A 22,724-nucleotide genomic window follows, 5' to 3' on the forward strand; every position below is an offset into this window, starting at 1 on the left:
ATGACGAACGACGCTGTCGCATCCCTGCTGGCCCGTTCGAACCGGCTGGGGTCGGACCCGGCGAATACGAATTACGCGGGTGGGAACACGTCCGCGAAGGGGACTGAGATCGACCCGGTGACGGGTGAGCCGGTCGAGTTGCTGTGGGTGAAGGGCTCGGGCGGTGACCTGGGCACGCTGACCGAGACCGGGCTCGCTGTGCTGCGGCTGGACCGTCTCCGCGACCTGCAGAACGTCTACCCGGGCGTGGAGCGTGAGGACGAGATGGTCGCCGCGTTCGATTACACGCTGCACGGGAAGGGTGGTGCGGCGCCGTCGATCGACACGGCGATGCACGGGCTGGTGGATGCGGCCCACGTGGATCACCTGCACCCGGATGCGGGTATTGCGATCGCGACGGCGGCGGACGGGGAGGAGCTGACCGGGAAGGTCTTCGGCGGCCGGGTGGTGTGGGTGCCGTGGCGGCGTCCGGGGTTCCAGCTGGGCCTGGACATCGCGGCGATCAAGGCGGCGAACCCGGAGGCGATCGGCACCATCCTGGGCGGGCACGGCATCACGGCGTGGGGGGACACGAGCGAGGAGGCGGAGGCCAACTCGCTGTGGATCATCCAGACCGCGGCGGACTACATCGCCGCCAACGGGCGTCCCGAGCCGTTCGGGCCGGTGCTGCCGGGCTACGAGCCGTTGCCGGAGGGCGAGCGGCGGGCGAAGGCGGCGGCGTTGGCTCCGCACCTGCGCGCCATCGCATCCACCGACCGGGTGCAGGTGGGGCACTTCACCGACGCGGACGTGGTGCTGGACTTCCTGGCGTCGGCGGAGCACCCGCGGCTGGCGGCGCTGGGCACCTCGTGCCCGGACCACTTCCTCCGCACTAAGGTGAAGCCGCTGGTGCTCGACCTGCCGGCCGACGCATCCATCGAGGAGTCGGTGACCCGGCTGGAGGAACTGCACGAGCAGTACCGGGCCGACTACCAGGCCTACTACGACCGCCACGCGACCCCGGACTCGCCCGCGATCCGTGGGGCGGACCCGGCGATCGTCCTGATCCCCGGGGTGGGGATGTTCTCCTACGGCAAGGACAAGCAGACGGCCCGGGTGGCGGGCGAGTTCTACGTCAACGCGATCAACGTGATGCGCGGGGCGGAGGCCGTGTCGTCGTATGCGCCGATCGATGAGGCGGAGAAGTTCCGCATCGAGTACTGGGCGCTGGAGGAGGCCAAGCTGCAGCGGATGCCGAAGCCGAAGCCGCTCGCCGGGCGCATCGCCCTGGTCACCGGGGCCGCGTCCGGGATCGGGAAGGCCATCGCGACCCGGCTCGCCGCCGAGGGCGCGTGCGTGGTCATCGCGGACCTCGACCTGGTCAAGGCGCAGGCCGCCGCGGCCGAGATCGGCAACGCGGATGTCGCGATCGGCGTGGCCGCGGACGTGACCGACGAGAAGGCGGTCGACGCATCCATCCGGGAGGCGCTGCTCGCGTTCGGCGGGCTCGACCTGGTGGTCAACAACGCCGGCCTGTCGATCTCGAAGCCGCTTCTGGAGACCACGAACGCCGACTGGGACCTGCAGCACAACGTCATGGCCAAGGGGTCGTTCCTGGTCTCCCGGGCCGCCGCGCGCGTGCTGATCGATCAGAAGCTCGGCGGGGACATCGTCTACATCTCCTCCAAGAACTCGATCTTCGCCGGACCGAACAACATCGCCTACTCGGCGACGAAGGCCGACCAGGCGCACCAGGTGCGGCTGCTCGCTGCGGAACTCGGCGAGCACGGCATCCGTGTGAACGGCATCAACCCCGACGGGGTCGTCCGCGGCTCCGGCATCTTCGCCGGCGGCTGGGGCGCCAAACGCGCCGCCGTCTACGGGGTGCCGGAAGAAGAGCTCGGCCAGTACTACGCCCAGCGCACCCTGCTCAAACGCGAAGTGCTGCCCGAGCACGTGGCCAACGCCGTATTCGTGCTCTGCACCAGCGACCTCGACCACACGACCGGCCTGCACATCCCGGTGGATGCGGGAGTCGCAGCCGCCTTCCTCCGATGAACGCCGCACCTCCCGGGGTCGGCACGGTCGCCGCCGTCGACCTCGGCGCGACCAGCGGACGCGTCATGCACGCCCGCGTCGGCGCGAACACGCTGGAGCTGACCGAGGCCGCCCGGTTCCCGAACACGCCCGTGCGGGTGTGGGAGGGTGACCGTGAGGCGCTACACTGGAACCTCGTCGGGCTGTACGAGAACGTCCTCGACGGACTCGCCTCCGTCGCGCGGTCCGATCCGGCGCTCGCGAGCATCGGCGTGGACGCGTGGGCCGTCGATTACGGCCTGCTGCGCGACGGGCGGTTGCTGGGCGAGCCGTACCACTACCGTGACGAGCGCACGGCGGCCGGGGTCTCTACGGTGCATGCCGCCGTCGAGCCGGGGGAGTTGTACCGCGAGGGCGGACTCCAGTTCCTGCCGTTCAACTCCCTCTACCAGCTGGCGGTGGATGCGGCGAGCGGCTCCCTGGAGCGCGCGGACCGCTTCCTGCTCGTCCCCGACCTCCTCACCTTCTGGCTGACCGGGGTCGCGCAGGCCGAGCGGACCAACGCCTCCACCACTGGGCTGCTCACCGCCGACGGCGCGTGGAACGACGCCCTCATCGCGCGGCTCGGGCTTCCGCGGTCCGTGTTCCCGCCGCTCGTGGATGCGGGGACGCCGGTCGGGCGCCTCCTGCCGTCCCTGCGCGGCGATCTGCCGTTCGACGGCGAGGGGCCGGTCGTCACGGCGGTCGGCTCGCACGACACCGCGTCGGCGGTCGTGGCCGTGCCGATGGACGCATCCCGCGCTGCGTACATCTCCTGCGGAACCTGGGGGCTGGTCGGTGTAGAGCTTCCGCAGCGCGTCGTGTCGGAGGAGGGCCGGGCCGCGAACTTCACCAACGAGGGCGGCGTGGATGGGCGCATCCGCTACCTCCACAACGTCATGGGCCTCTGGCTGCTGAGCGAGTCCGTGCGTGAGTGGCAGCGCCGCGGGCTGCGGGTGACCCTGGAGTCGCTGCTCGCCGAGGCGGCCGAGCTGCCCCGGCCGTTGGACCTCTTCGACCCCGACGACCCGCGCTTCATGGCCCCGGGCGACCTTCCGTCGCGCATCGCCGAGTGGTTCGCCGGGCACGGGTCGACCGCACCGGCCTCGCCGGCCGGGATGGTGCGCGTGATCGTCGAGAGCCTCGCTGCGGCGTTCGCCGACGCGGTGCACCGCGCGGCCGCACTGACGGGCGTGGGTGTGGACACCATCCACATCGTCGGCGGGGGAGCCCGCAACGCCCTGCTCTGCCAGGCGACCGCCGACCGCAGTGGGCTGCCGGTGCTCGCGGGCCCCGTGGAGGCGACCGCGATCGGCAACGTGCTCGTGCAGGCTCGCGCTGCCGGCCTCCTCACCGGCGACCTCGAAACGCTGCGCGCCCTGGTCGCCCGCACCACTCAGATCACGCGCTACGACCCCGTTAGGATCCTTGCCCATGGTTGATCGCCAGTTGCCTCGTCCGGCGGAGTTGTTGGAGTTGATGCAGTTCCGGAGGCCGGAGCTGAATGGGAAGAAACGGCGGCTGGAGTCGGCGTTGACGATCGAGGATCTGGCCAGGATCGCGCGTCGGCGGACGCCGCGTGCCGCGTTCGATTACACGGAGGGTGCGGCGGAGGGGGAGCTGTCGTTAGCGCGGGCGCGGCAGGCGTTTCAGGATGTGGAGTTCCATCCCTCGATCTTGCGGGACGTGTCGCAGGTGGATACGTCGTGCCGAATTTGGGGTGGGCCGTCGGCGTTGCCGTTCGGGATCGCCCCGACCGGGTTCACCCGGCTGATGCAGACCGAGGGGGAGACCGCGGGGGCCGGTGCTGCCGGGGCGGCGGGGATCCCGTTCACCCTGTCCACGTTGGGCACCACCTCCATCGAGGGGGTGAAGGCGGCGAACCCGCACGGCCGGAACTGGTTCCAGTTGTATGTGATGCGGCAACGCGAGATCTCCTACGGCCTGGTGGAGCGGGCGGCGGCTGCCGGGTTCGACACGTTGTTCTTCACCGTGGACACCCCGATCGCCGGGGCCCGGTTGCGCGATAAACGGAACGGGTTCTCGATTCCACCGCAGCTGACCCTGGGGACGATTCTGAACGCGATCCCCCGGCCGTGGTGGTGGTACGACTTCCTCACCACCCCGAAACTCGAGTTCGCGTCCCTATCCTCCACCGGCGGCACCGTCGGGGACTTGCTGAACGCGGCGATGGACCCGTCGATCAACTACGACGACCTGAAGATCATCCGGGACATGTGGCCCGGGAAACTCGTGATCAAAGGCGTGCAAACCCTGGAGGACGCTCGCACTCTTGTCGACCATGGGGTGGACGGGATCGTGCTCTCCAACCACGGCGGCCGGCAACTGGACCGGGCCCCGATCCCGTTCCACCTGCTCCCGTCCGTGGTGCGCGAGGTCGGCCGGCACACGGAGGTCGCGATCGACACCGGCATCATGAACGGCGCCGACATCATCGCCGCCTACGCCCTCGGCGCCAAGTTCACCCTCATCGGACGCGCCTACCTCTACGGGCTGATGGCCGGCGGCCGGGCGGGTGTCGACCGCACCATCCAGATCCTCACCGACCAACTCACCCGCACCATGAAACTCCTCCAAGTCACCTCCCTCGCCGAGCTCGGCCCTCACCACGTCACCCAACTCACCCGCTTGCAGCCCCTCCGCCCCGATGCCGCGCGCGAGGACGCCGACACCTGATCCCCTCGCGAGATTTGCGCCAAATCGCGGCAACGCACGCCGCCTCCGCGTGAGATTTGCGCCAAATCGCGGGAATGCGGCGCCCAAACCCGCGATTTGGCGCAAATCTCGCCGTGACGTGACGCCCAAACCCGCGATTCGACGCAAATCTCACAGCGACGTGACGCCCACACCCGCGATTGGGCGCAAATCTCGCGCCGCGGAGTCGGGACGAACGCTGTAAGGGCGCCCACATTCGTGCCGAATGTGCGCTTTGAGCGCCGCATTCCGCACATTCGGCACGAGTCTCGCGGAAATCAGCGAGAGGTGCGCACTCGGAGACGACGGATCAGCCCCAAGGATTTGCGCCAAATCGCGGGAATGCGGCGCTCAGAACCGCGATTTGGCGCAAATCTCGCGGAGACGTGACGCGCAGAACCGCGATTTGGCGCAACTCTCGCGCCGCAGAGACCGGGCGAATCGCCGTAAGGGCCCGCGCAGATTCGTGCAGAATGTGCGCTTTGCGCGCCGCATTCCGCACATTCGGCACGAATCTCGGGGGCGTCAGCGCGGGGTGTACTCGTAGACGACGGCGGACCAGTGGTCGCCGAGCTCGTCCCACGACTCGGGGCCGTGGAACGCCAGCCGATACTGCACGTTGAGCAGCGGGCCGAGCACATCGAGCACGTCCGGCTGGAACGGGGTGCCGGCCGGGAAGCCGAGGCCGAAGCTGTGGATGATGCTGTCGTCCGCCGCGCGCAGCCACACACCCCAGCCCTGGGAGACCGGCATCGCGACCACGCGGAAGACGTGGGCGGGGTCGTAATCGGCGGGGAGGGCGTCGGGCAGATCGCTCATGATGCAACGCTACAAGGCGCGCGCCATGGCGGGAACAAATCCACTCGGCCAGCGGTTGATTGACACGTCAGCTATCCGGCTGGCGTGATCGAGAACGAGGACCGCATGACCCCCACTGCAGCCCCTGAGCGACTCACCGACCGTGAACTCGCCGTGTGGCGCTCCCTGCTCGACACGACCGGCGAGCTGCGCCGGCTGTTGTCGTCCGAGCTGCAGCGCGTGGAGCTCTCGACCGGCGACTACGCGGTGCTGCTCGCGCTCACGGAGGCGGCCGACCGCACGCTGCGGTCGTCCGAGCTGGCCGACGCGATCGATTGGGAGCGCAGCCGGGTGTCGCACCACCTGGGGCGCATGGAGAAGCGCGGCCTCATCCGCCGCACCGAGTGTCCCGGCGACAACCGCGGGGCGCTCGTCGTCCTCACCGAGGACGGCTACGAGGCGATCCGCCGCGCGTCCGGCCCGCACCTGCGGGCCGTGAAGCGGCTCTTCGCCGACGCGCTCCGCCCCGACCAGCTCGACGCGCTCGCGGGGGCGCTCGAGAGCATCCAGAATCACCTCGACCGCGCCGCGGCCGACCCTGACATCAACACTGACACCAGCACCAACACCGACACGACAGAAGGACACCGCCGATGACCACCACCGCTTCCGTGCGACCCCGCGTCGCGATCCTCGGCGTCGGACATGTCGGCTCGGCGCTCGCGCGCATCCTGCTCGACGCCGGCTACGAGGTGGAGGTGGCGGCCTCGGGCGACCCGCAGCGCATCCAGCTCGTCGCCTCGGTCGTCATGCCGGGCGCCCGTCCGGCGTGGGCCGCGGAGGCCGTGTCCGCGGCGGATGTCGTGATCCTCGCCATCCCGCTGCACCGGTTCTCCGGACTCGACCGCGGGATGCTCGACGGCAAACTGGTCATCGACTCCATGAACTACTGGGCGCCGACCGACGGCGTGCAGCCCCTGTTCGAGGACACGGCCCTCACCAGCAGCGAGATCGTCCAGCGAGAGCTCCCGAACTCCACCGTCGTGAAGACGTTCAACCACATCGGCTACCACGAGATGGAGGAGGACCGCCGCCTCGCCGGAGACCCGGACCGCCGCGCTCTCGGCGTGGCCTCGGACGACCCGGAGGCCGCGGCACTCGTCGCCTCCCTCATCCAGGACGTCGGCTACGACACCGTGCTCGTCGAGAGTCTTCGCGACGGCGTCGCGTTCGAGCCGGGCGGCCCGGTCTTCGGTGCGCGCCTCGACGCGGGCGGCTTCCGGGCCGCCGTCGCGGGCGAGAGCGCGCCGGAGCTCGCCTCCGCCGAGGCCGCCGCCTGACCCGGCGGCGACCGCATCTTTTCCCTCGCATCCACACCCGAAAGCACACAAATGAACACCGCACCCCAGAGCTTTCCGCTCACCTTCGGCCTGAACACCTTCGGCGACGTCACGAGCGACGCCGACGGCCGGCCCATCTCGCACGCCCGGACCATCCGCGACCTCGTCGACCACGGCGTCGCCGCCGAGCAGGCGGGGATCGACTTCTTCGGCATCGGCGAGCACCACGTCGACGACATGCCCCTCTCGGCGGCCGACATCGTGCTGAGCGCGATCGCCGCACGCACCGAGCGCATCCACGTCGGGTCGGCGGTCACCGTGCTGAGCTCGGACGACCCCGTCCGGGTGTTCCAGCGCTACTCCACCCTCAACGCGGTGTCGGACGGCCGCGCCGAGATCATCCTCGGCCGCGGTTCGAGCATCGACTCGTTCCCGCTGTTCGGCTTCGATCTGTCCGACTACGAGCAGCTGTTCGAGGAGAAGACGAACCTGTTCGCGCACCTGCGTGAGGGCGGACCGGTCACCTGGGAGGGGAGCACCCGCAGCGGACTCCGCGAGCAGGATGTGGTGCCGCACCTCGAGACACCGCTGCCGACGTGGATCGGCGTCGGCGGCAGCCCGGAGTCCGTCATCCGCACCGCCCACTACGGCTTCTCGCTCATGCTGGCCGTGATCGGCGGACCGGCCTCCCGCTTCGCGCCGTACAGCGAGCTCTTCCACAAGGCGCTGGAGCAGTTCGGCCGCGAGCCGCAGCAGATCGGCCTGCATTCGCCCGGCCACGTGGCGGCCACCGACGAGCAGGCGCGCGAGGAGTTCTGGCCGCACTACCGCGACATGATCACGAAGGTCAGCGCGACGCGTGGCTTCGCGATCCCGACCGAGGCGTCGTTCCAGCGCGAGCTGGGCCCCGACGGCAGCCTCTACGTGGGCTCGCCGGAGACGGTCGCCGCGAAGATCGCCGCCAACCTGCGCGTGGTCGGCGCCAACCGTTTCGACCTCAAGTACGGCATCCCTGGGATGACGAACGAGTCGCTCCTCGCGGCGATCCGCCTGTACGGCACCGAGGTCGTCCCGCGCGTCCGCGCCCTCCTCGCCTGACCGCCTCCCTCGCGGATCCGCCCACCGTCGAGTCCGCACTTTTTGCACACTCCGACGGCGCGTCGCGTGCAAAGTTCGCGGACTCGACGGCTGCTAGCCTGCACCCAACCGACACACCGAGCTCAGGAGGACGCATGACGACGCACGCCGACAAGACCTACGCCCGCATCACCGGCTCCCCGGCGCCGCGCGACCTGGAGTGGACCGAGTTCATCAGCTTCTGGCAGGACCGCGCCGACCAGGTGGAGCAGGAGACCGGCGATCGTCTGGCCGTGAAGCTCAACGGGCACCGCGAGGTCTTCCGGCGTCAGCACGACGGCCGCGTCTCCATCGAGGACATCGAGCGCGCACGTCACCTGCTGGCGGCGACCCCGGAGCCGAAGGGCCACGGCGACCTGCTCGCGGTCGCGATCGACGCCGAGCACGCCCGCATCTTCGACTTCGACCTGGATGCGCGCACCGTCAGCGACTCGGAGCACACCGTCGCCGACGAGGACCGTCGCGCCCACCACCTGCGAACGGTGGAGCGGCACACCGGTCACGACGACGAGCGCGACCTCAAGCACTTCTTCGACGCCGTCGCCGAGGCGCTCCGGTCGACCGCCCCGGAGCGCTCGTTCGTCGTGATCGGGCACGGGTCGGGCAAGGCGGATGTCGCGGCCGAGTTCGTGGAGCGGCTGCGGGCGGCCCACGCGGATGTCGCGGCTCGCGTGACCGCGCTCACCGAGCTCGATCTCAGCGCGGCGAGCGACGCCGACATCGAGGCCGCGGCCCAAGCGGCCGTCCGCCTCTAGCCGCCCGCGCATCCCGTCCCATCCCGTCCCCTCCACCGTCGAGTCCGCAAACTTTGCACGAGACGCGCCGTCAGAGCGTGCAAAGTTTGCGGACTCGACGGTGGGGGATGGGGCGAGGGGTGGGCGCTACTGGTCGAGGGGGGTGCGGCTCAGGATGAGGAAGCGCGCGCCGTAGGCGGGGACGCTCACCGGGAAACTGGCCAGGTCATCCACCGTGCCGACCTCGCTGCCGTCGGCGGCATCCGTCACCGTCGCCCGATGCGGCAGTGCCTCCGAGCGGACGGTGCCGTCGACCGCCGAGTCGGTCATGTTCAGCACGGTCAGCTGAACGATGGGCAGCTCCTGCTCGTCGAGCGTCTCGAGTTCGTGCACCATGACGAGCATGCCCGGGTGCGCGACATCCGGCACGTCGACCTGGCGCGCGCTCGCGATGCCCCAGCGGTCGCGGATGCGCAGCAGCTCCCGAAGCCGGTTCGCGAACGAGTCGCGGTTGCGCAGCTGCTGGGGGAGCGGCCCGTACAGCGAGCGCGCCCGCGGCATCCCGTACGCGGAGCGCTCGGCGTCGGGGGCGGACCCCAGCAGGTCGTGCGCTCCCCGCTCGACCCAGCGCGTGTCGCCCTCCGCGATCAGGTCGGCCACCTCGCCGCGGGGCACGGTCAGTGCGCCCAGCAGGTCCCATCCCGACAGCGCGAAGACGCCCGGCTGCCACGCGTTGAACGCGGCGAGCAGCAGGTGCGCGTCCCGGATCGCCGGGATGTCGTCCTCGGTGATCGAGTCGAGGGTCGCGTGCCCCTGGGTGGCGGCGATGAGGGAGGCCGACGTGCAGGCGATCCCGTTGGTCGTGAACACCAGGTTGTAGTCTGCCGTCGGCTCGGTGATCGCCTCGACGAGGTCGGCGCGGATGCGCTGGGCCAGCTCGCCGCCGCTGATCTCCTCGCCGCGGAACGTGTAGAGGTCGTTCTGGTGCAGCGTCGCCCAGTGGACGAGCTCGTAGGTCAGCTCGTCGTGGTTTTGCATCCCGTGCACCAGGCTCACCGGCTCGACGCCCAGCTCCAGTGAGGTGCGCAGCGTGAGCCGCAGGAACTCGGTGTCGCCGGTTGCGAGGGCGTGGTGGTACGCCGGGCGGTTGATGAAGTCGTAGGAGAGGTCCGCGCCGACAGCGCCGGTGTCGCGGATGTCCTCCACGGTGAGGTTGAGCTCCTGGAAGGTGAAGCCGCCGACCTTGCGCACCATCCCAGCGATGATGTGGTTCGCGGCGTGCGACAGCGGGTGCCCCTCCGACCAGGCCGGCATCCCCTCCGCACTCTTCTCGACCCCGAGGAAGCCGTTCGCATCCAGTCGCAGGGCGCTCGTGCCCAGGTCGCCGAGCGAGTGCAGGGCGTCGCCGATGACCAGGCGCATGCCCGAGAACGTCGGGTCGAGCCAGTTCACCGACGGCTGGCCCTCCTTGAAGTAGTGGAGGTACACCCAGCGTCGGGTGATGCCGTCGACGCCGATGACGGGAGCGGTGGCGCTCCAGTTCGTCTCCTTCACGCCGGGGGCGTAGAAGATGACGCGCTGCAGCTCGCCGATGATGTAGCCGCGCTCGGCGAGCGCCGCCTCCGTCGACTCGTCGAGGTTGACGGAGTCGCGGCCCTCGGGCACCTCCGGCAGCAGGTGCCACTCGTCCGGAGGGATCTCGACCATGTGGTAGATCCCGGGGTAGTCCTTGTAGGCCATCTCGGCGAGGCGGAAGTCGGCGCCCTTGCCGGTGTGGCCCGGCACGATGTCGTCGATGACGCTGCCGCCGTGCTCCTCGGCGACGTCGGTCAGCCGCCGGAACGTCTCCTCGTCGCCGAACGCGGGGTCGATCTGGGTGCCGATGCGGTCGAAGTGGCCGTCGACGCTCGGGGTCTCCTGCCAGCCGCGGATGCCGCCGGCCCGCTTGACCGGACCGGTGTGGATGCCGTTGATCCCGATCCGCTGGAACGCCCGCCACAGCTCCGGGTCGGCGAGCGCCGTGAGGAACGACTCGCCCGGTCGCGTGATCAGCGAGATCGGGTACGCGGTGAACCAGACGTCCGAGGTGGAGACGGCGCGGCGGGCGTCCGGCCGGGCGTAGGGGTTGCGCCACATGCTGGGTGAGCCGGACAGCTGCCGGCTGAGCACGTCCGCATCCTTCAGCATGGATTGGCGCACCAGCCACTCGACGTAGGCCGGGTTCTGGCCGTTGGCCGCCCGGGGGTCGGAGAACGTGCGGCGGATGCTGCCGCCGCGCAGGTTGGCGCGCGGGCGCAGCCGGCGGGGCCGGGCGGGGTAGAGCTGTTCGTCGTAGGTGATCTCCTCCGGCGCCGCCTGCTCTTCCGCAGCTGCCTCGTCGGGTGCCGTCACCGCGTCCTGCTCCGTCACCTCGAGTGCCTCGTCGTCCACCTGGTCTCCTTCCGTGACTGCAAACGTAACCCCCGAAACGGTCCGCGTCTGCCGAACGGCGCGGTGGGATTCACCCGGTCATTCGCTGAGGCGCTCGATCAGCTGCCCTTTGGTCAGCCGGGAGACGTTCAGGAGGCCGCGGGCGCGTGCCGCATCGCGCAGGGCCTGCACGGTCAGCTGGTCGAGTTCCGGGTCGTGCGTGACGGATGTGGTGACCGACCCGGCGAACTCGACCGTCGCCTCCACGGTCTCGTCGCGGACGGAGGGGAGCGGCGGGGTGAGGTCGAGGTCGGCCGTGTCCGCAGCGCTGTCGGCGTGCTCGGCCGTGCTGCTGCCGGCGAGCGTCGCCAGCTCCTGCTCCAGGGTGCGAACACGCTTCTTCGCCTTCTTCTTGTCGAGCTTCTCGGCCGCTCTCCTGGCGTCGGCGACGGCCGCCTCCGCCCGCTCGAACGCCTTCTTCGCCGCCTTCTCGAGCTTCTTCTGCTTCGCCATGCGCGCTCCGTTCCGTCCCGTTCACCGTGCACGCTGCCACGTGTCCGCGGAAGGGGCAAGGCATGCCTACGTCATATCAGTGAGCGGTGATATCATGCACCCATGAACTCGTTTGCGGTGCTGGCCGACCCGGTCCGTCGCCGGATGGTGGAACTCCTCTCCGAGGTGGAAGCGCCCGCCGGTCGGATCGGCGCCGTCGTCATGGCGGAGTTCGGGATCGGCCAGCCGGCCGTCTCGAACCAGCTGCGCGTGCTCCGGGAGGCGGAGATCGTCTCGGCCGAGCGCCAGGGATCGCAGCGCATCTATCGCATCGTCCCCGGCGCGCTGGACGATATCGCGGCCTGGGTGGACCGGTACGGGCGGCTGTGGTCTCAACGGCTCGACGCCCTGGAGACCGAGCTCGCCCGCGGGAGCAGCGGCGGACACGGGAGCGCACGGCCCGACGGGGGACGATGATGGATGCGCGCACGATCCGCGCTCTCGTCGGCACCGACGACCATCCCGAGCTGATCCTCCGCCACGAGTACCGCTCGACCGCCGCGGAGTTGAGGGACGCATGCACGTCGCCGGAACGACTGTCCCGCTGGTTCGGCGTCGTCGCGGGCGAACCGTCGGGTGTCGGGTCGGAGTTCACCGTGCAGCTCGACGAAGACACCCGAGCGCAAGGCCGGGTGCTGCAGTGCGGCACGGACGCCCTGCGGGTGTCCTGGATCGTCGACGGGGAGCCGCCGAGCATCGTGACCGCCGAGTGGAGGGACACCGCCGACGGACGCGCCGAACTGACCCTGCACCATGGGCTCGCAGGGCGAGAGGAGATCGTGACGGCGGGCGGCGGATGGGATGACGCGCTCTCCGTGCTCGACGGGGTGCTTTCGGGCCGAGAGGATGACGCAAGCGGTTCTGCCGGGCGCGCGGCCGGGCGAGATGTCTGGCGGACGCTCGCCTCGCATCCCCTCGAACTGACGCGCACGATCGACGCGGACCGGTCCCGGGTCTGGAGCGCCATCGCCTCGGCCGACGGACTGCGCACGTGGTGGTGGCGGCACTGGCACGACGTGTCGATCGTCGCGGACGTGCGGGTGGGAGGCGCCTACCGGATCGTCGCACCAGGCGCGGGCATCGTCGTGGAGGGGCACTATCTCGCGGTCGAGCCGTTGGAGCGCCTCGCGTTCGAATGGAGGTGGAGCGACGACGACGGGCCCACCGCCGACGAAGCCGTGGAGTTGCGGCTGACCGACGAAGGCTCCGGCACACGGCTCGTCGTTCGCCACACCGGGCCCTGGACGGATGCGTCGCCCGCCGAGTCGTACCGGCAGGGCTGGGACTTCACCCTCGGCGAGCTCGCGGCCGTCCTCGCCGCCGAGTGACCGCGGGCGCGGGAGTCGCTAGAGTTTTTCCGTGACCACCCCGCTCACGCTCATCCAGCGTTCTCCCGACCCGGAGTCGGCCGGGCAGTCGCGCGACCGCCGGCCGAGCATCGCCGAGCGCTTCCGCTCGATGGGCCGGAGCCGGATCGGCGCGCTGCTGCTCGTCGCGGCGACGCTCGTCGCGATCGTGTGGGCGAACATCTCGTTCACGGGGTACGAGCAGTTCTGGGACACGCACCTGATCGTCGGGGTCGGCGACCTGCAGCTCGACTTCACCCTCCACGCGCTCGTCAACGACGCCCTGATGGCGATCTTCTTCTTCACCGTCGGCCTGGAGGTGCGGCGCGAGTTCGCGATCGGGGAGCTGACCAGCTGGGCGCGCGCCGTCGTCCCGGTGGTCGCCGCCGTCTTCGGGCTCGCCGTCCCCGCGGTCATCTTCGTGCTGTTCACCCTCGGGACGGGCATGGAGCACGCGTGGGGAGTCGTCATCTCCACCGACACCGCGTTCCTGGTCGGTGCCCTGGCCCTCATCGGCCCGCGCGCGTCTGGCCGTCTCCGGGTGTTCCTCCTGGCGCTCGCCGTGGTGGATGACATCGGCGCCTTGAGCATCATCGCGCTCGTGTACACGGAGAACTTCAACCCGTATCCGCTGATCATCGCCGCGGTCGGCCTGGTCGGCGTCTACTTCACCCGCTACCTGCGCGGCGGCCGCGGCCCGGTCTACGCGACCCTCGCCATCATCGTCTGGCTCGCGTTCCTCGCCTCGGGCGTGCACCCGACGCTGGCCGGTGTCGCGATCGCCCTGCTCGTGCCCGTCTACCGGCCCAACCGGCGGGATGTGGAGCACGCCCTCGATCTCGCCCGCACCTTCCGGCAGTCACCGAACACGGAGTACGCGCGGGCGGCGGCGAACAGCCTGCGCGAGTCCATCTCCATCAACGAGCGGCTGCAGTCGGCGTGGGGTCCGTACGTGGCGTATGTCGTGCTGCCGCTGTTCGCCCTCGCCAACGCGGGCGTGCGGCTGGACGGCGACATCCTCGCCGGCGCGCTCGTCTCGCCGATCGCGTGGGGTGTGCTCGCCGGCCTCGTCGTCGGCAAATTCGTCGGCGTGTTCGGCTCGGCCGCGGTGCTGCGCCTGCTCAAGATCGGCGACTTCGGGCCGGGGCTCACCCTCGACCGCCTGGCCGGCGGAGCGGCGCTGTGCGGCATCGGCTTCACGATCTCGCTGTTCATCGTCGACCTGGGCGTCCCGGATGAGGCGGCGCAGAACGCCGCCCGCGTCGGCGTGCTCGCGGCGACGATCGTGGCGTTCGTCGTCGCGACCATCGTCTTCCGGATCTCCGACGCGCGCCGGCCGAAGGAGGAGGCGGGCCTAACGCTGGTGCGCCCGGTGGACCCGGCACGCGACCACATCTTCGGTGCGCTGGACGCGCCGTACGAGATCGTCGAGTACGGCGACTTCCAGTGCGGCTTCTGCCTGAAGGCGACGGGTTCGGTGTTCGAGGTGCAGCGCGAGCTCGGTGACCGGCTGCGCTACGTGTGGCGGCACGCGCCGCTGACGCGATACCACCCCAACGCGCTCGCCGCGGCGGAGGCGTCGGAGGCCGCGTCGCGCCAGGGCAAGTTCTTCGAGTTCGAGCGTGCCCTCTTCGCCGACCAGGAGCACCAGCTGCCGTCCGACATCCTGCGTCGTGCCCAGGAGCTCGACCTCGACCTCGATCGCTTCGAGGCCGACCTGAGCTCGCCCGAGGTGGCCGCGCGCGTCCGCGACGACATGCTGGATGCGGAGGCGATGGACATCACGGCCGTCCCCACCTTCTTCATCAACGGCCGCCGTCACGTCGGTCCGTACGATGCCCAGTCGCTGATCCGCGCGCTGCAGGCGACCGAGGACACCGACACGGCCGCGACCGCCCAGCCCTGAGCGCGCCTGCCCGTCCCTGATCGCGACTGGCCGGGCCGGCATAGCGGCCACGCCGCCGCCCGGCGTCGGCGGTCGCCCCTACGATCGGGGCATGGCCGACGACCCGCAGCGAACAGCTCCCGAACCCCTGGTGGTCGCCGACCAGGCGGCGTGGCGCGCCTGGCTCGACGAGAACGAGCAGACCTCCGACGGTGTGTGGTTGGTGCTCGCCAAGAAGGGCGTCACCGACCCGACATCCCTCGGCTATCAGGAGGCCCTGATCGAGGCACTCTGCAGCGGCTGGATCGACGGACAGCGCCGGTCCCGCGACGACACGACCTTCGTGCAGCGGTACACCCCGCGACGCAAGACCTCGCTGTGGTCGGAGCGCAACATCGGCATCGTCGAGACGCTGATCGCCGAGGGGCGGATGCGGCCGGCCGGGCAGGCGGAGATCGATCGGGCCAAGGCGGACGGTCGTTGGGAACGCGCGTACGCGGGCGCCGGGCGGATCGAGATGCACGAGGATCTGGTGGCCGCGCTCGAGGCCTCACCGGCGGCAACGGCCACGTTCGAGCGGCTCAACGCCCAGAACCGCTACGCCGTGCTCTGGCGGGTGACCACCGCACCGAACGCCACCACCCGCGGCAACCGGCTGGCGAAGCTGATCGGGATGCTCGAACGCGGCGAGACGCCTTACCCGCAGTAGGCGTGCCAACACAAGCGTTGTCCTGACGGCCCGGTCGCCCCTAGCGTGACGGTGACACAACACCATCGACAGGGAGACCCGCATGCCCACGACCTCGCCGCACGTCGCTTCGCTCACCGATGCCACAGACACCTACGAGAACGACTTCGGCAGCATCTCGCAGCTCACCGCCGACGACTTCCCGATCCTGAAGCGCATGTCGCTCAAGCGCATCGTCCTCGAACCGGGCGGCGTCCGCGAGCCGCAGTGGAACGTGAACGCGAACCAGATCGCCTACGTGGTGCGCGGGACGGTGCTGGTGTCGATGCTGGCGAACGCGGACGAGTTCGCGTCATTCGTCGTGACGGCGGGGCAGATGTACCACGTCGCGTCCGGCGCGATCTACCACATCGAGAACGTGGGGGAGGAGACCGTGGAGATCATCGCCTCCCTCCGCACCTCGCGTCCGGCGCACTTCTCGCTGCAGAACAGCTTCAATGCGATGACGGATGCGGTGCTCGGCAACACCTACGACCTCCCGTCGTCGGCGTTCGCCGCCTTCGACCGGCACGACGCGCAGCAGATCGTGCGTCGGGAGGGCCCGGCCCGCATCCCGGACACCGCCGGCCTGCCGAACGCCCACCTGTTCGATGCCGCGGGGCAGAATCCACCGCTCTCGTACGCGTACGGCAGCGCGCGGCTCGCCCGTAAGCAGTTCTGGGCGGCGCTCGACGACCTCTCCATGTACTCGCTCGAGATCGCGAACACCGGGATGCGCGAGCCGCACTGGCATCCCGTCACGGCCGAGCTCGGGTACGTACAGAGCGGGCACGCGCGGATGACGGTGCTCGACCCGGACGGCTCGCTCGACACGTACGAGCTGGAGCCCGGGAACGCCTACTTCATCCCGCGCGCGTACCCGCACCACATCGAGGCGTTGGGCGACGAGGGCATCCACTTCCTGATCTTCTTCGACCAGCCGACGCCGGGTGACATCGGATACCGCGCCACGGCATCCGCCTTCTCGCGGGAGGTGCTGTCGTCGGCGTTCGGCGTGCCGGAGGCGCAACTGCCGCAGTTCCCGTTCACACCGGTCGATCCGCTGATCGTCGGGCGCACCAACCCCGTCGACCCGGTGAAGTAGGCGCAGCGGGTCAGCCGCCCGAGCGGGTCAGCCGCCCGACCGGGTCAGGCCGCGGAGCTCACCGGTCGATGATCCGAAGTCGATGTGGATGTGCGTGCAGTAGTCGGCGAAGCGCGAGATGTTGCGCAGCGGCGGCATCCAGTACGCCCCGCAGCCGTCGGCCCCCGAGGCCTGCCCGGCGCGCGATCCGGCCGGCAGGAAGGAGTCGAGGAACGGGAGCAGGATGTTCGTCGGACCGTCGTTGCCGCGCGTCCTGGCGGAGCCGATGTAGGTGAGGTCCATCGCGTTGGGGGCGCCCGGCGGCGTGCAGTGGCGGGAGGTCGGGTTGCTCGCGCAGGTGGCGACGCCGTCGTTGGCGCAGTGCCGGTTGAGGTCGCTCACCTGCACCGAGCCGTAGTTGCGGATGATGATCACCAGCGTCTGCAGCGTCCGCTTGTCGATGTTGCACTGCGGCGTCTGCCCGATGGTGCCGTTGGCGATCGGCTGCAACTCGTTCGGGATGATGGCGCGCTCGGCCCATTCGATGATGAGCGTGCCCTGGTTGTAGTCCTCGAGCAGCTTCTGTGCGGCGGCCTGCGCCGTCGCGGGCACATCCACGCACGTCTCGACACAGGTGCTCTCCGCCGGCTGTGCCAGGGCGGCTCGGGCGGAGGGCGCGGGCGCTGCGGCGGAGAACCCGGCGACCACGAGCACCGCGATCAGCGCGAAGGCGACGCGGAGGGACGTTCGGCGGAGGCGGCGCATGTCAGTCCTGACTCACGGTGACGCCGGCGAGCGTGAAGCAGTCGCGTGCGACGGCGGAGGAGTCGTCCACCGTCTTCTGCGGGCCCGCGCCGGTCTCCGGATTGATGGGGTTGGCATTGATGAAGGCGAGATTCGCGGCCAGCGGCTTCCAGACGCCGTCCTTCTCGGCGGCAGCGGCGGCGAGGGGCGTCGCGGCGGCGACTCGCGTCGCGGCGAAGCCGTCGGCGACCTGCTGGCACGCCTGCACGGCCAGCGCCTTCGCCCCGGCGGTGTCGACGGGCGCCCCGGTCGGTGCGGGGGCGTCCGGCGCGTCTGTGGCATCCGGGCCGGTCGTCGGCGCGGGAGTCTGCGTCGCGGGGGCCGTCGGCGTCGGCGTCGGGCTGGCGGTGAGCGTCGACGTCGGGAACGGCGTCTGGGTCCCGGCGTCGGCGCCGGACTCCGGCGCGCAACCGGCCAGCGCCAGCGCGAGCACGGCCGCCGCCACGGTGAGCGCGCGCACGCGCCCGAGCTGCGAGACCATCGGAACCACCCCATCCCCGAACGGGCGTAAATACTTGCATAGGCTACGGCGTCGGTCGCGCCGATCGGCGGAGTGACGCGCGCTCTGCGGGGAACGGCTGCCGGGTCAGACGCCGGTCTTCCCTGCCTTCTTGCGGGCACGGAGGTCGACCAACCCGACGACGAGGGCGACCGCGAGCAGCGCGAGGGTGACGAGGTAGCCGTCCCGGACCGCCTGGTGGTACTGATCGATCGGATGGTCGCCGCCGCCCGGGACGGTCGCGAAGAACACCGCCGTGACCAGTGCGACGCCGACGGCCGTTCCGACCCGCTGGCCCAGCTGCGCGATCGACCCGGCCGCGCTGCCCTCCTCCGGCGGCACCTCCGAGAGCGTCAGCGTCTGGTTGGGGGAGATGACGAACCCGCCGCCGATGCCGCCGACCAGGGTGGATGCGGCCATCAGCCATTCCGCCGCGGCCGGCGGTGCCAGGGTCGCCGAGGCGAGCAGGGCGCCGATGCCCACGATCACGATGACGAGCCCCACGACGACGAGGGCGCGTCCGAAGCGCTGGACGAGACGGCCCCCGATGAACGCCGATACCGCCGCGCCGAGGGCGAAGGGGACGCTGACCAGTCCGGCGGCCAGCGGCTGAGCGTGCAGCCCCTCCTGGAGGAACAGGGTGGTGACGAGGAAACTCGCCGGAAGACCGGCGAAATACACCGCGGCGATGAGGATGCCGTTGCGGTACGACGCCAGCCGGAACAGGTCGAGGTGGACGATCGGCGAGAGCCCGCGCTTCGCGTAGCGGCGCTCCCAGAGGAGGAATGCCGACCCGAAGGCCGCGAACGCGATGAGCCACAGCCAGCGGAGCGGGTCGTCGGTGGGGGAGCCCGTGGTGAGCAGGAAAGGCAGCATCAGGCCGAGGATGGCCCCGGCCAGCAGGATCAGCCCGACCGGATCCAGCTGCGTCCCTCCCGCGGGCCTCTCCTGCCTGCGCGGCAGGAACCGCAGAGCGAAGAAGAGCGCGACGGCTCCGCATGGCACGTTGAACCAGAAGAGCAGCCGCCAGCCCTCCTCCGCGCCGCCGAGCGCGATCAGGGAGCCGGCGAGGCTCGGGCCGATCGCCGTGGCGATGCCGACCATCGCACCGAAGACCCCGAACGCACGCCCGCGCTCGGGTCCGCGGTAGAGCTGCTGGATCATCCCGAGCACCTGGGGCATCTGGACGCCGGCCGCGGCCCCCTGCACGAAGCGCGCGATGGTCAGCCAGAGGATGTTCGGGGCGAGCGCGCAGAGGGCGCTCGCGAGGCTGAAGCCGACGAGGCCGATGACGAACATCGCCCGGCGTGATCGGGTGTCACCGAGGCGCCCGGAGGGCACGAGCGTGAGACCGAAGGCGAGCGCGTAGCCCGCGACGATCAGCTGCAGCTGCGTCGAGTCGGCGTGCAGGGAGCGCTGGATGGACGGCAGCGCGACGTTCACGCCGGAGAGATCGAGGATGGTCAGTGCGCCCACGGCGATGCAGACCGCGAAGGCCGGACCGCGCGCCGCACGGGTTCCCTGAGCGGTGTCCTCTCCGGAGGGGCCCTGTGAAACGTCGGTCACGCCGACACCGTACGCCCCGCTCAGTCGGCGAGCGCTCCGGTCAGGTATGCGCGGAGGATGCGGCGGAGCCGTGGCTCCAAGTCGATCAGCGCGTGCCCGAGCCGCGGGTCGGTCCGGTAGAGCTCGGCGATCTCCGGCGGCGGGGTGGAGATCTGCCAGAAGGTGCCGGCGAGGGAGGTGGCGGCGGCGACCAGATCGCGTGCGGCGGTGTCCGAGAGGGCCGGGAGCGCATCCCGGACCGCGTCGCTGATCGCCGCGAGGCTCTCACCGCTCGTGAGCTTGTAGCTGCGCACGGCCTCGACGGAGACGTTGCGCTCGAGGTTCAGGGGCGCCTGCGCGAGCAGGTCGCAGAACGCTCCGCGCGCGGCGAGGGTGGAGGCGAAGGCGGCGGCGACGCCGTCGGCGGTGGAGGCGCGACGGACCCGCTCGCACAGCACGGGCGTCCACTCCCTCCACGCCTCGGCGGTGAGCCGGAGGAAGATCTCCTCCCGGGTCTCGAAGTACCGCAGCATGGCCGACTTGTGCATCCCGACTGCGTCGGCGATGTCGGTCAGAGTGACCGTGCGGATGCCACGATCGCGGCCGAGGGCGCGGGCGGCGTCGAGGATCGCCTGCTCGCGGGCGGCTTTCGCCTCGGGGGATCGGGCTCGTCGCTGCCCGCTCTCTCGCGTCTCCTGCTGGGTCATGCCGCCAGTTTAGCGCAACCGAGTTGCATTATTTAAAGAAACGGTGTTTCATTAACGTCATGGAACAGACATGGTTCATCACAGGCTCCTCCCGCGGCTTCGGCCGCTCCCTCGTCGTCGCCGCGCTCCGCGCCGGTGACCGCGTCGCCGCCACCGCCCGTCGCCCAGAGCAACTCGACGACCTCGTCGCCGAGTTCGGCGACCGCATCCTGCCGCTCCGGCTCGACGTCACCGACCCCGCCCGCGCCGCCGAGGCGCTCCGCGAGGCGCACCAGCGCTTCGGTCGGCTCGACGTGATCGTCAACAACGCCGGCTATGCGAACGTGTCGCCGATCGAGACGACGGACGACGCCGACTTCCGCACCCAGTTCGAGACCAACTTCTGGGGCGTGTACAACATCAGCAAGGCGGCCATCCCGCTGCTGCGTGCGCAGGGCGGCGGGCTCGTCATCCAGTTCTCGTCGGTCGGCGGGCGCGTCGGCGGGTCGCCCGGCATCGCCTCCTACCAGGCCGCGAAGTTCGCGATCGACGGCTTCAGCCGCGTGCTCCGGACGGAGACGGCTCCGTTCGGGGTGAAGGTCCTCGTCGTCGAGCCGAGCGGTTTCCGCACCGACTGGGCGGGCTCGTCGATGGAGGTGCGCGAGATCCCCGAGGGATACGAGAGCACCGTCGGCGCGATGAACCGCCGGGTCCGTCAGTCCGACGAGGGCCCGGCCGGCGACCCGGACCGCGCGGCCGAGATCCTCGTCCGCCTCGCCAAGAGCGACGACATCCCGCAGAATCTCCCGCTCGGGGTGAACGCCACCGAGATGAGCGTCGCGCAGGACCGTCGCCTCTTGGCCTCCGACCTCGCGTGGGCGCCCGTCTCGCGTTCCGCCGACGCCGCCGAGCCCTACCCCGTCCCCTTCCCGCCCGCGGCCTGACCCTCGCGCGCCTCTCGCGCCCCACCGTCGAGTCCGCGAACTTTGCACATCCCCGCGGCGTTCCGCGTGCAGTTTGTGCGTACTCGACGGTGGGGCGGAGGGGCGGGTAGGGTTCGCGTATGACGGCGGCGTCACCGGAGCGGGGCATGCGCACCTTCGCGCAGGTGCTCGTCAACACGGCCGTGGCCAACGTCACGACGAGCTACCTCTGGTTCGCCCTGACCTTCTGGGTCTACCTCGAGACCCGGTCGGTGCTCGCGACCGGCATCGTGGGCGGCGCCTACATGCTCCTGGTCGCGGTGTTCTCCATCGTCTTCGGCACGATCGTCGACCGGCATCGCAAGCAGTCCGTCATGATGCTCGCCTCGCTGCTGACGCTCGCGTCCTTCTCGATCGCCGGTGTGCTCTACCTGATCTTCCCCGAGGAGACGCTGCTCGACCTGGGCGGCCCGATGTTCTGGATCTTCGCGGGCATCATCCTGTTCGGCGCCGTCGTCGAGAACCTCCGCAACATCGCCCTGTCGACCACCGTCACCCTGCTCGTCCCGGTCGAGCGCCACGCCAACGCCAACGGTCTCGTCGGCACGGTCCAGGGTCTCGCCTTCATCGTCACCAGCGTCTTCAGCGGCCTCTCGATCGGCCTGCTCGGGATGGGGTGGACCCTCGTCATCGCGATCGTCCTGACCGGGCTGGCCGCCTTCCACCTGCTCATGCTGCGCATCCCCGAGGAGCTCCCGGAGCGCGACGCGTCGGCGTCGGCCGTCGACCTGCGCGGGAGCATCGCGGCGATCCGCCAGGCGCCCGGACTGTTCGCCCTCATCATCTTCTCGACGTTCAACAACCTGATCGGCGGCGTCTACCTCGCGCTGATGGATCCGTACGGTCTCGAGCTCTTCGCCGTGGAGGTGTGGGGCATCGTCCTCGGTGTCGCCTCCACCGGGTTCATCATCGGCGGGCTGGTCGTGGCGAAGTTCGGCCTCGGCAAGAACCCCATCCGGACCATGCTGATCCTGGTCGCCATCATGGGACTGCTCGGCGCGACCTTCACCCTCCGTGAGTGGTGGCTGCTGTACGCGGCCGGCATCTGGGCGTACATGGCGCTCATCCCGGCCGTGGAGGCGTCGGAGCAGACGGTCATCCAGAAGATCGTGCCGTTCGCCCGGCAGGGTCGCGTGTTCGGTTTCGCGCAGGCGCTGGAGTCGGCCGCGGCCCCGATCACCGCGTTCCTGATCGCGCCGGTGGCGCAGTTCCTGATCATCCCGTACATGGCGTCCGAGTCGGGCTCGGCGACGTGGGGCTGGCTCCTCGGCGACGGCAGCGCGCGGGGGATCGCCCTGGTGTTCCTCGTCTCCGGCCTCATCATGGTCGCGCTGGCGCTCGGCGCCTTCCTCACCCGCTCCTACCGCCTCCTCTCGGCGGAGTACCGGGGGAGCGCCACCGATGCGGTGATGACGATTCGGTGAA

At 70.4% G+C, this 22,724-nt stretch carries 21 protein-coding genes; 14 read left to right on the forward strand and 7 right to left on the reverse strand.

The annotated features are described in order from the left end of the window. Genes AXZ95_RS06570 through AXZ95_RS06580 form a run of 3 tightly spaced genes read left to right on the forward strand, consistent with a single transcriptional unit; the run spans position 1 to position 4,752 of the window. Complete coding sequence (locus tag AXZ95_RS06570; protein ID WP_026307102.1) at positions 1-2,037, forward strand: bifunctional rhamnulose-1-phosphate aldolase/short-chain dehydrogenase; 2,037 nt, start codon at positions 1-3, stop codon at positions 2,035-2,037. After that, entirely contained in the window at positions 2,034-3,497 is a 1,464-nt protein-coding gene (locus AXZ95_RS06575; protein WP_018190229.1) for a rhamnulokinase family protein, read from the forward strand. Before AXZ95_RS06570 ends, AXZ95_RS06575 begins: the two co-directional genes overlap by 4 nt. Continuing rightward, the gene (locus AXZ95_RS06580) at positions 3,490-4,752 is read left to right on the forward strand and encodes an alpha-hydroxy acid oxidase (RefSeq protein ID WP_018190230.1); all 1,263 of its coding nucleotides are present in this window, start codon (positions 3,490-3,492) and stop codon (positions 4,750-4,752) included. Before AXZ95_RS06575 ends, AXZ95_RS06580 begins: the two co-directional genes overlap by 8 nt. A gap of 543 nt (positions 4,753-5,295) precedes the next feature. On the opposite strand, the gene AXZ95_RS06585 is transcribed toward AXZ95_RS06580, so the two are convergent. Next, positions 5,296-5,589 (reverse strand): hypothetical protein, encoded by a 294-nt coding sequence (locus tag AXZ95_RS06585; RefSeq protein ID WP_018190231.1) that lies wholly within the window; start codon positions 5,587-5,589, stop codon positions 5,296-5,298. Positions 5,590-5,694: 105 nt separating this feature from the next. Here AXZ95_RS06585 and AXZ95_RS06590 point away from each other — a divergent pair, with 105 nt between their 5' ends. From AXZ95_RS06590 to AXZ95_RS06605, 4 genes are all read left to right on the forward strand, one after another. Then, complete coding sequence (locus AXZ95_RS06590; protein ID WP_043742236.1) at positions 5,695-6,225, forward strand: MarR family transcriptional regulator; 531 nt, start codon at positions 5,695-5,697, stop codon at positions 6,223-6,225. Next, the gene (locus AXZ95_RS06595; RefSeq protein ID WP_018190233.1) at positions 6,222-6,908 is read left to right on the forward strand and encodes an NAD(P)-binding domain-containing protein; all 687 of its coding nucleotides are present in this window, start codon (positions 6,222-6,224) and stop codon (positions 6,906-6,908) included. Before AXZ95_RS06590 ends, AXZ95_RS06595 begins: the two co-directional genes overlap by 4 nt. Before the next feature lie 51 nt (positions 6,909-6,959). Further along, positions 6,960-8,006: an LLM class flavin-dependent oxidoreductase gene (locus AXZ95_RS06600; protein WP_018190234.1), complete on the forward strand. Its 1,047-nt coding sequence runs from the start codon at positions 6,960-6,962 to the stop codon at positions 8,004-8,006. Between the two features lie 134 nt (positions 8,007-8,140). Beyond that, positions 8,141-8,800: a hypothetical protein gene (locus tag AXZ95_RS06605; protein WP_018190235.1), complete on the forward strand. Its 660-nt coding sequence runs from the start codon at positions 8,141-8,143 to the stop codon at positions 8,798-8,800. 126 nt (positions 8,801-8,926) lie between these two features. On the opposite strand, the gene treS is transcribed toward AXZ95_RS06605, so the two are convergent. Continuing rightward, a complete protein-coding gene (treS, locus tag AXZ95_RS06610; RefSeq protein WP_196802428.1) occupies positions 8,927-11,170 on the reverse strand; it encodes a maltose alpha-D-glucosyltransferase in 2,244 nt (747 codons plus the stop codon). A gap of 117 nt (positions 11,171-11,287) precedes the next feature. Beyond that, positions 11,288-11,701 carry a Rho termination factor N-terminal domain-containing protein gene (locus tag AXZ95_RS06615; RefSeq protein ID WP_018190237.1) on the reverse strand — a complete coding sequence of 138 codons (414 nt, stop codon included), beginning with the start codon at positions 11,699-11,701 and terminating at the stop codon, positions 11,288-11,290. Between the two features lie 102 nt (positions 11,702-11,803). On the opposite strand from AXZ95_RS06615, the gene AXZ95_RS06620 reads away from it, so the two are divergent. From AXZ95_RS06620 to AXZ95_RS06640, 5 genes are all read left to right on the forward strand, one after another. Beyond that, positions 11,804-12,157, forward strand: a complete 354-nt coding sequence (locus AXZ95_RS06620) for a metalloregulator ArsR/SmtB family transcription factor (protein WP_020075307.1) — start codon at positions 11,804-11,806, stop codon at positions 12,155-12,157. After that, positions 12,154-13,068: an SRPBCC family protein gene (locus tag AXZ95_RS06625; protein ID WP_231374372.1), complete on the forward strand. Its 915-nt coding sequence runs from the start codon at positions 12,154-12,156 to the stop codon at positions 13,066-13,068. The genes AXZ95_RS06620 and AXZ95_RS06625 overlap by 4 nt, the downstream gene beginning before the upstream one ends. Before the next feature lie 31 nt (positions 13,069-13,099). Then, the gene (gene nhaA / locus AXZ95_RS06630; protein ID WP_018190240.1) at positions 13,100-14,992 is read left to right on the forward strand and encodes a Na+/H+ antiporter NhaA; all 1,893 of its coding nucleotides are present in this window, start codon (positions 13,100-13,102) and stop codon (positions 14,990-14,992) included. Between the two features lie 91 nt (positions 14,993-15,083). Then, the gene (locus AXZ95_RS06635) at positions 15,084-15,680 is read left to right on the forward strand and encodes a YdeI/OmpD-associated family protein (protein WP_018190241.1); all 597 of its coding nucleotides are present in this window, start codon (positions 15,084-15,086) and stop codon (positions 15,678-15,680) included. A gap of 82 nt (positions 15,681-15,762) precedes the next feature. Then, on the forward strand, positions 15,763-16,803 hold the full coding sequence (locus AXZ95_RS06640; RefSeq protein ID WP_018190242.1) for a cupin domain-containing protein: 1,041 nt from the start codon (positions 15,763-15,765) through the stop codon (positions 16,801-16,803). Positions 16,804-16,830: 27 nt separating this feature from the next. Here the strand turns inward: AXZ95_RS06640 and AXZ95_RS06645 are convergent, their stop codons facing one another. From AXZ95_RS06645 to AXZ95_RS06660, 4 genes are all read right to left on the reverse strand, one after another. Next, entirely contained in the window at positions 16,831-17,547 is a 717-nt protein-coding gene (locus tag AXZ95_RS06645; protein WP_018190243.1) for a hypothetical protein, read from the reverse strand. A 1-nt stretch (position 17,548) separates the two neighbouring features. Then, positions 17,549-18,067, reverse strand: a complete 519-nt coding sequence (locus AXZ95_RS06650; RefSeq protein WP_018190244.1) for a hypothetical protein — start codon at positions 18,065-18,067, stop codon at positions 17,549-17,551. 105 nt (positions 18,068-18,172) lie between these two features. Then, positions 18,173-19,651 carry an MFS transporter gene (locus AXZ95_RS06655; RefSeq protein WP_018190245.1) on the reverse strand — a complete coding sequence of 493 codons (1,479 nt, stop codon included), beginning with the start codon at positions 19,649-19,651 and terminating at the stop codon, positions 18,173-18,175. A gap of 20 nt (positions 19,652-19,671) precedes the next feature. Continuing rightward, entirely contained in the window at positions 19,672-20,337 is a 666-nt protein-coding gene (locus AXZ95_RS06660) for a TetR family transcriptional regulator (RefSeq protein WP_018190246.1), read from the reverse strand. Positions 20,338-20,396: 59 nt separating this feature from the next. Here AXZ95_RS06660 and AXZ95_RS06665 point away from each other — a divergent pair, with 59 nt between their 5' ends. Beyond that, positions 20,397-21,260 (forward strand): SDR family NAD(P)-dependent oxidoreductase, encoded by an 864-nt coding sequence (locus AXZ95_RS06665; RefSeq protein ID WP_018190247.1) that lies wholly within the window; start codon positions 20,397-20,399, stop codon positions 21,258-21,260. 119 nt (positions 21,261-21,379) lie between these two features. Then, positions 21,380-22,723: an MFS transporter gene (locus AXZ95_RS06670; protein ID WP_026307103.1), complete on the forward strand. Its 1,344-nt coding sequence runs from the start codon at positions 21,380-21,382 to the stop codon at positions 22,721-22,723. The last annotated feature ends 1 nt before the right edge of the window (position 22,724 follow it).

Origin of the sequence: Leifsonia sp. 115AMFTsu3.1, assembly GCF_004362795.1 — a bacterium.
Classification (GTDB): Bacteria; Actinomycetota; Actinomycetes; order Actinomycetales; family Microbacteriaceae; genus Leifsonia.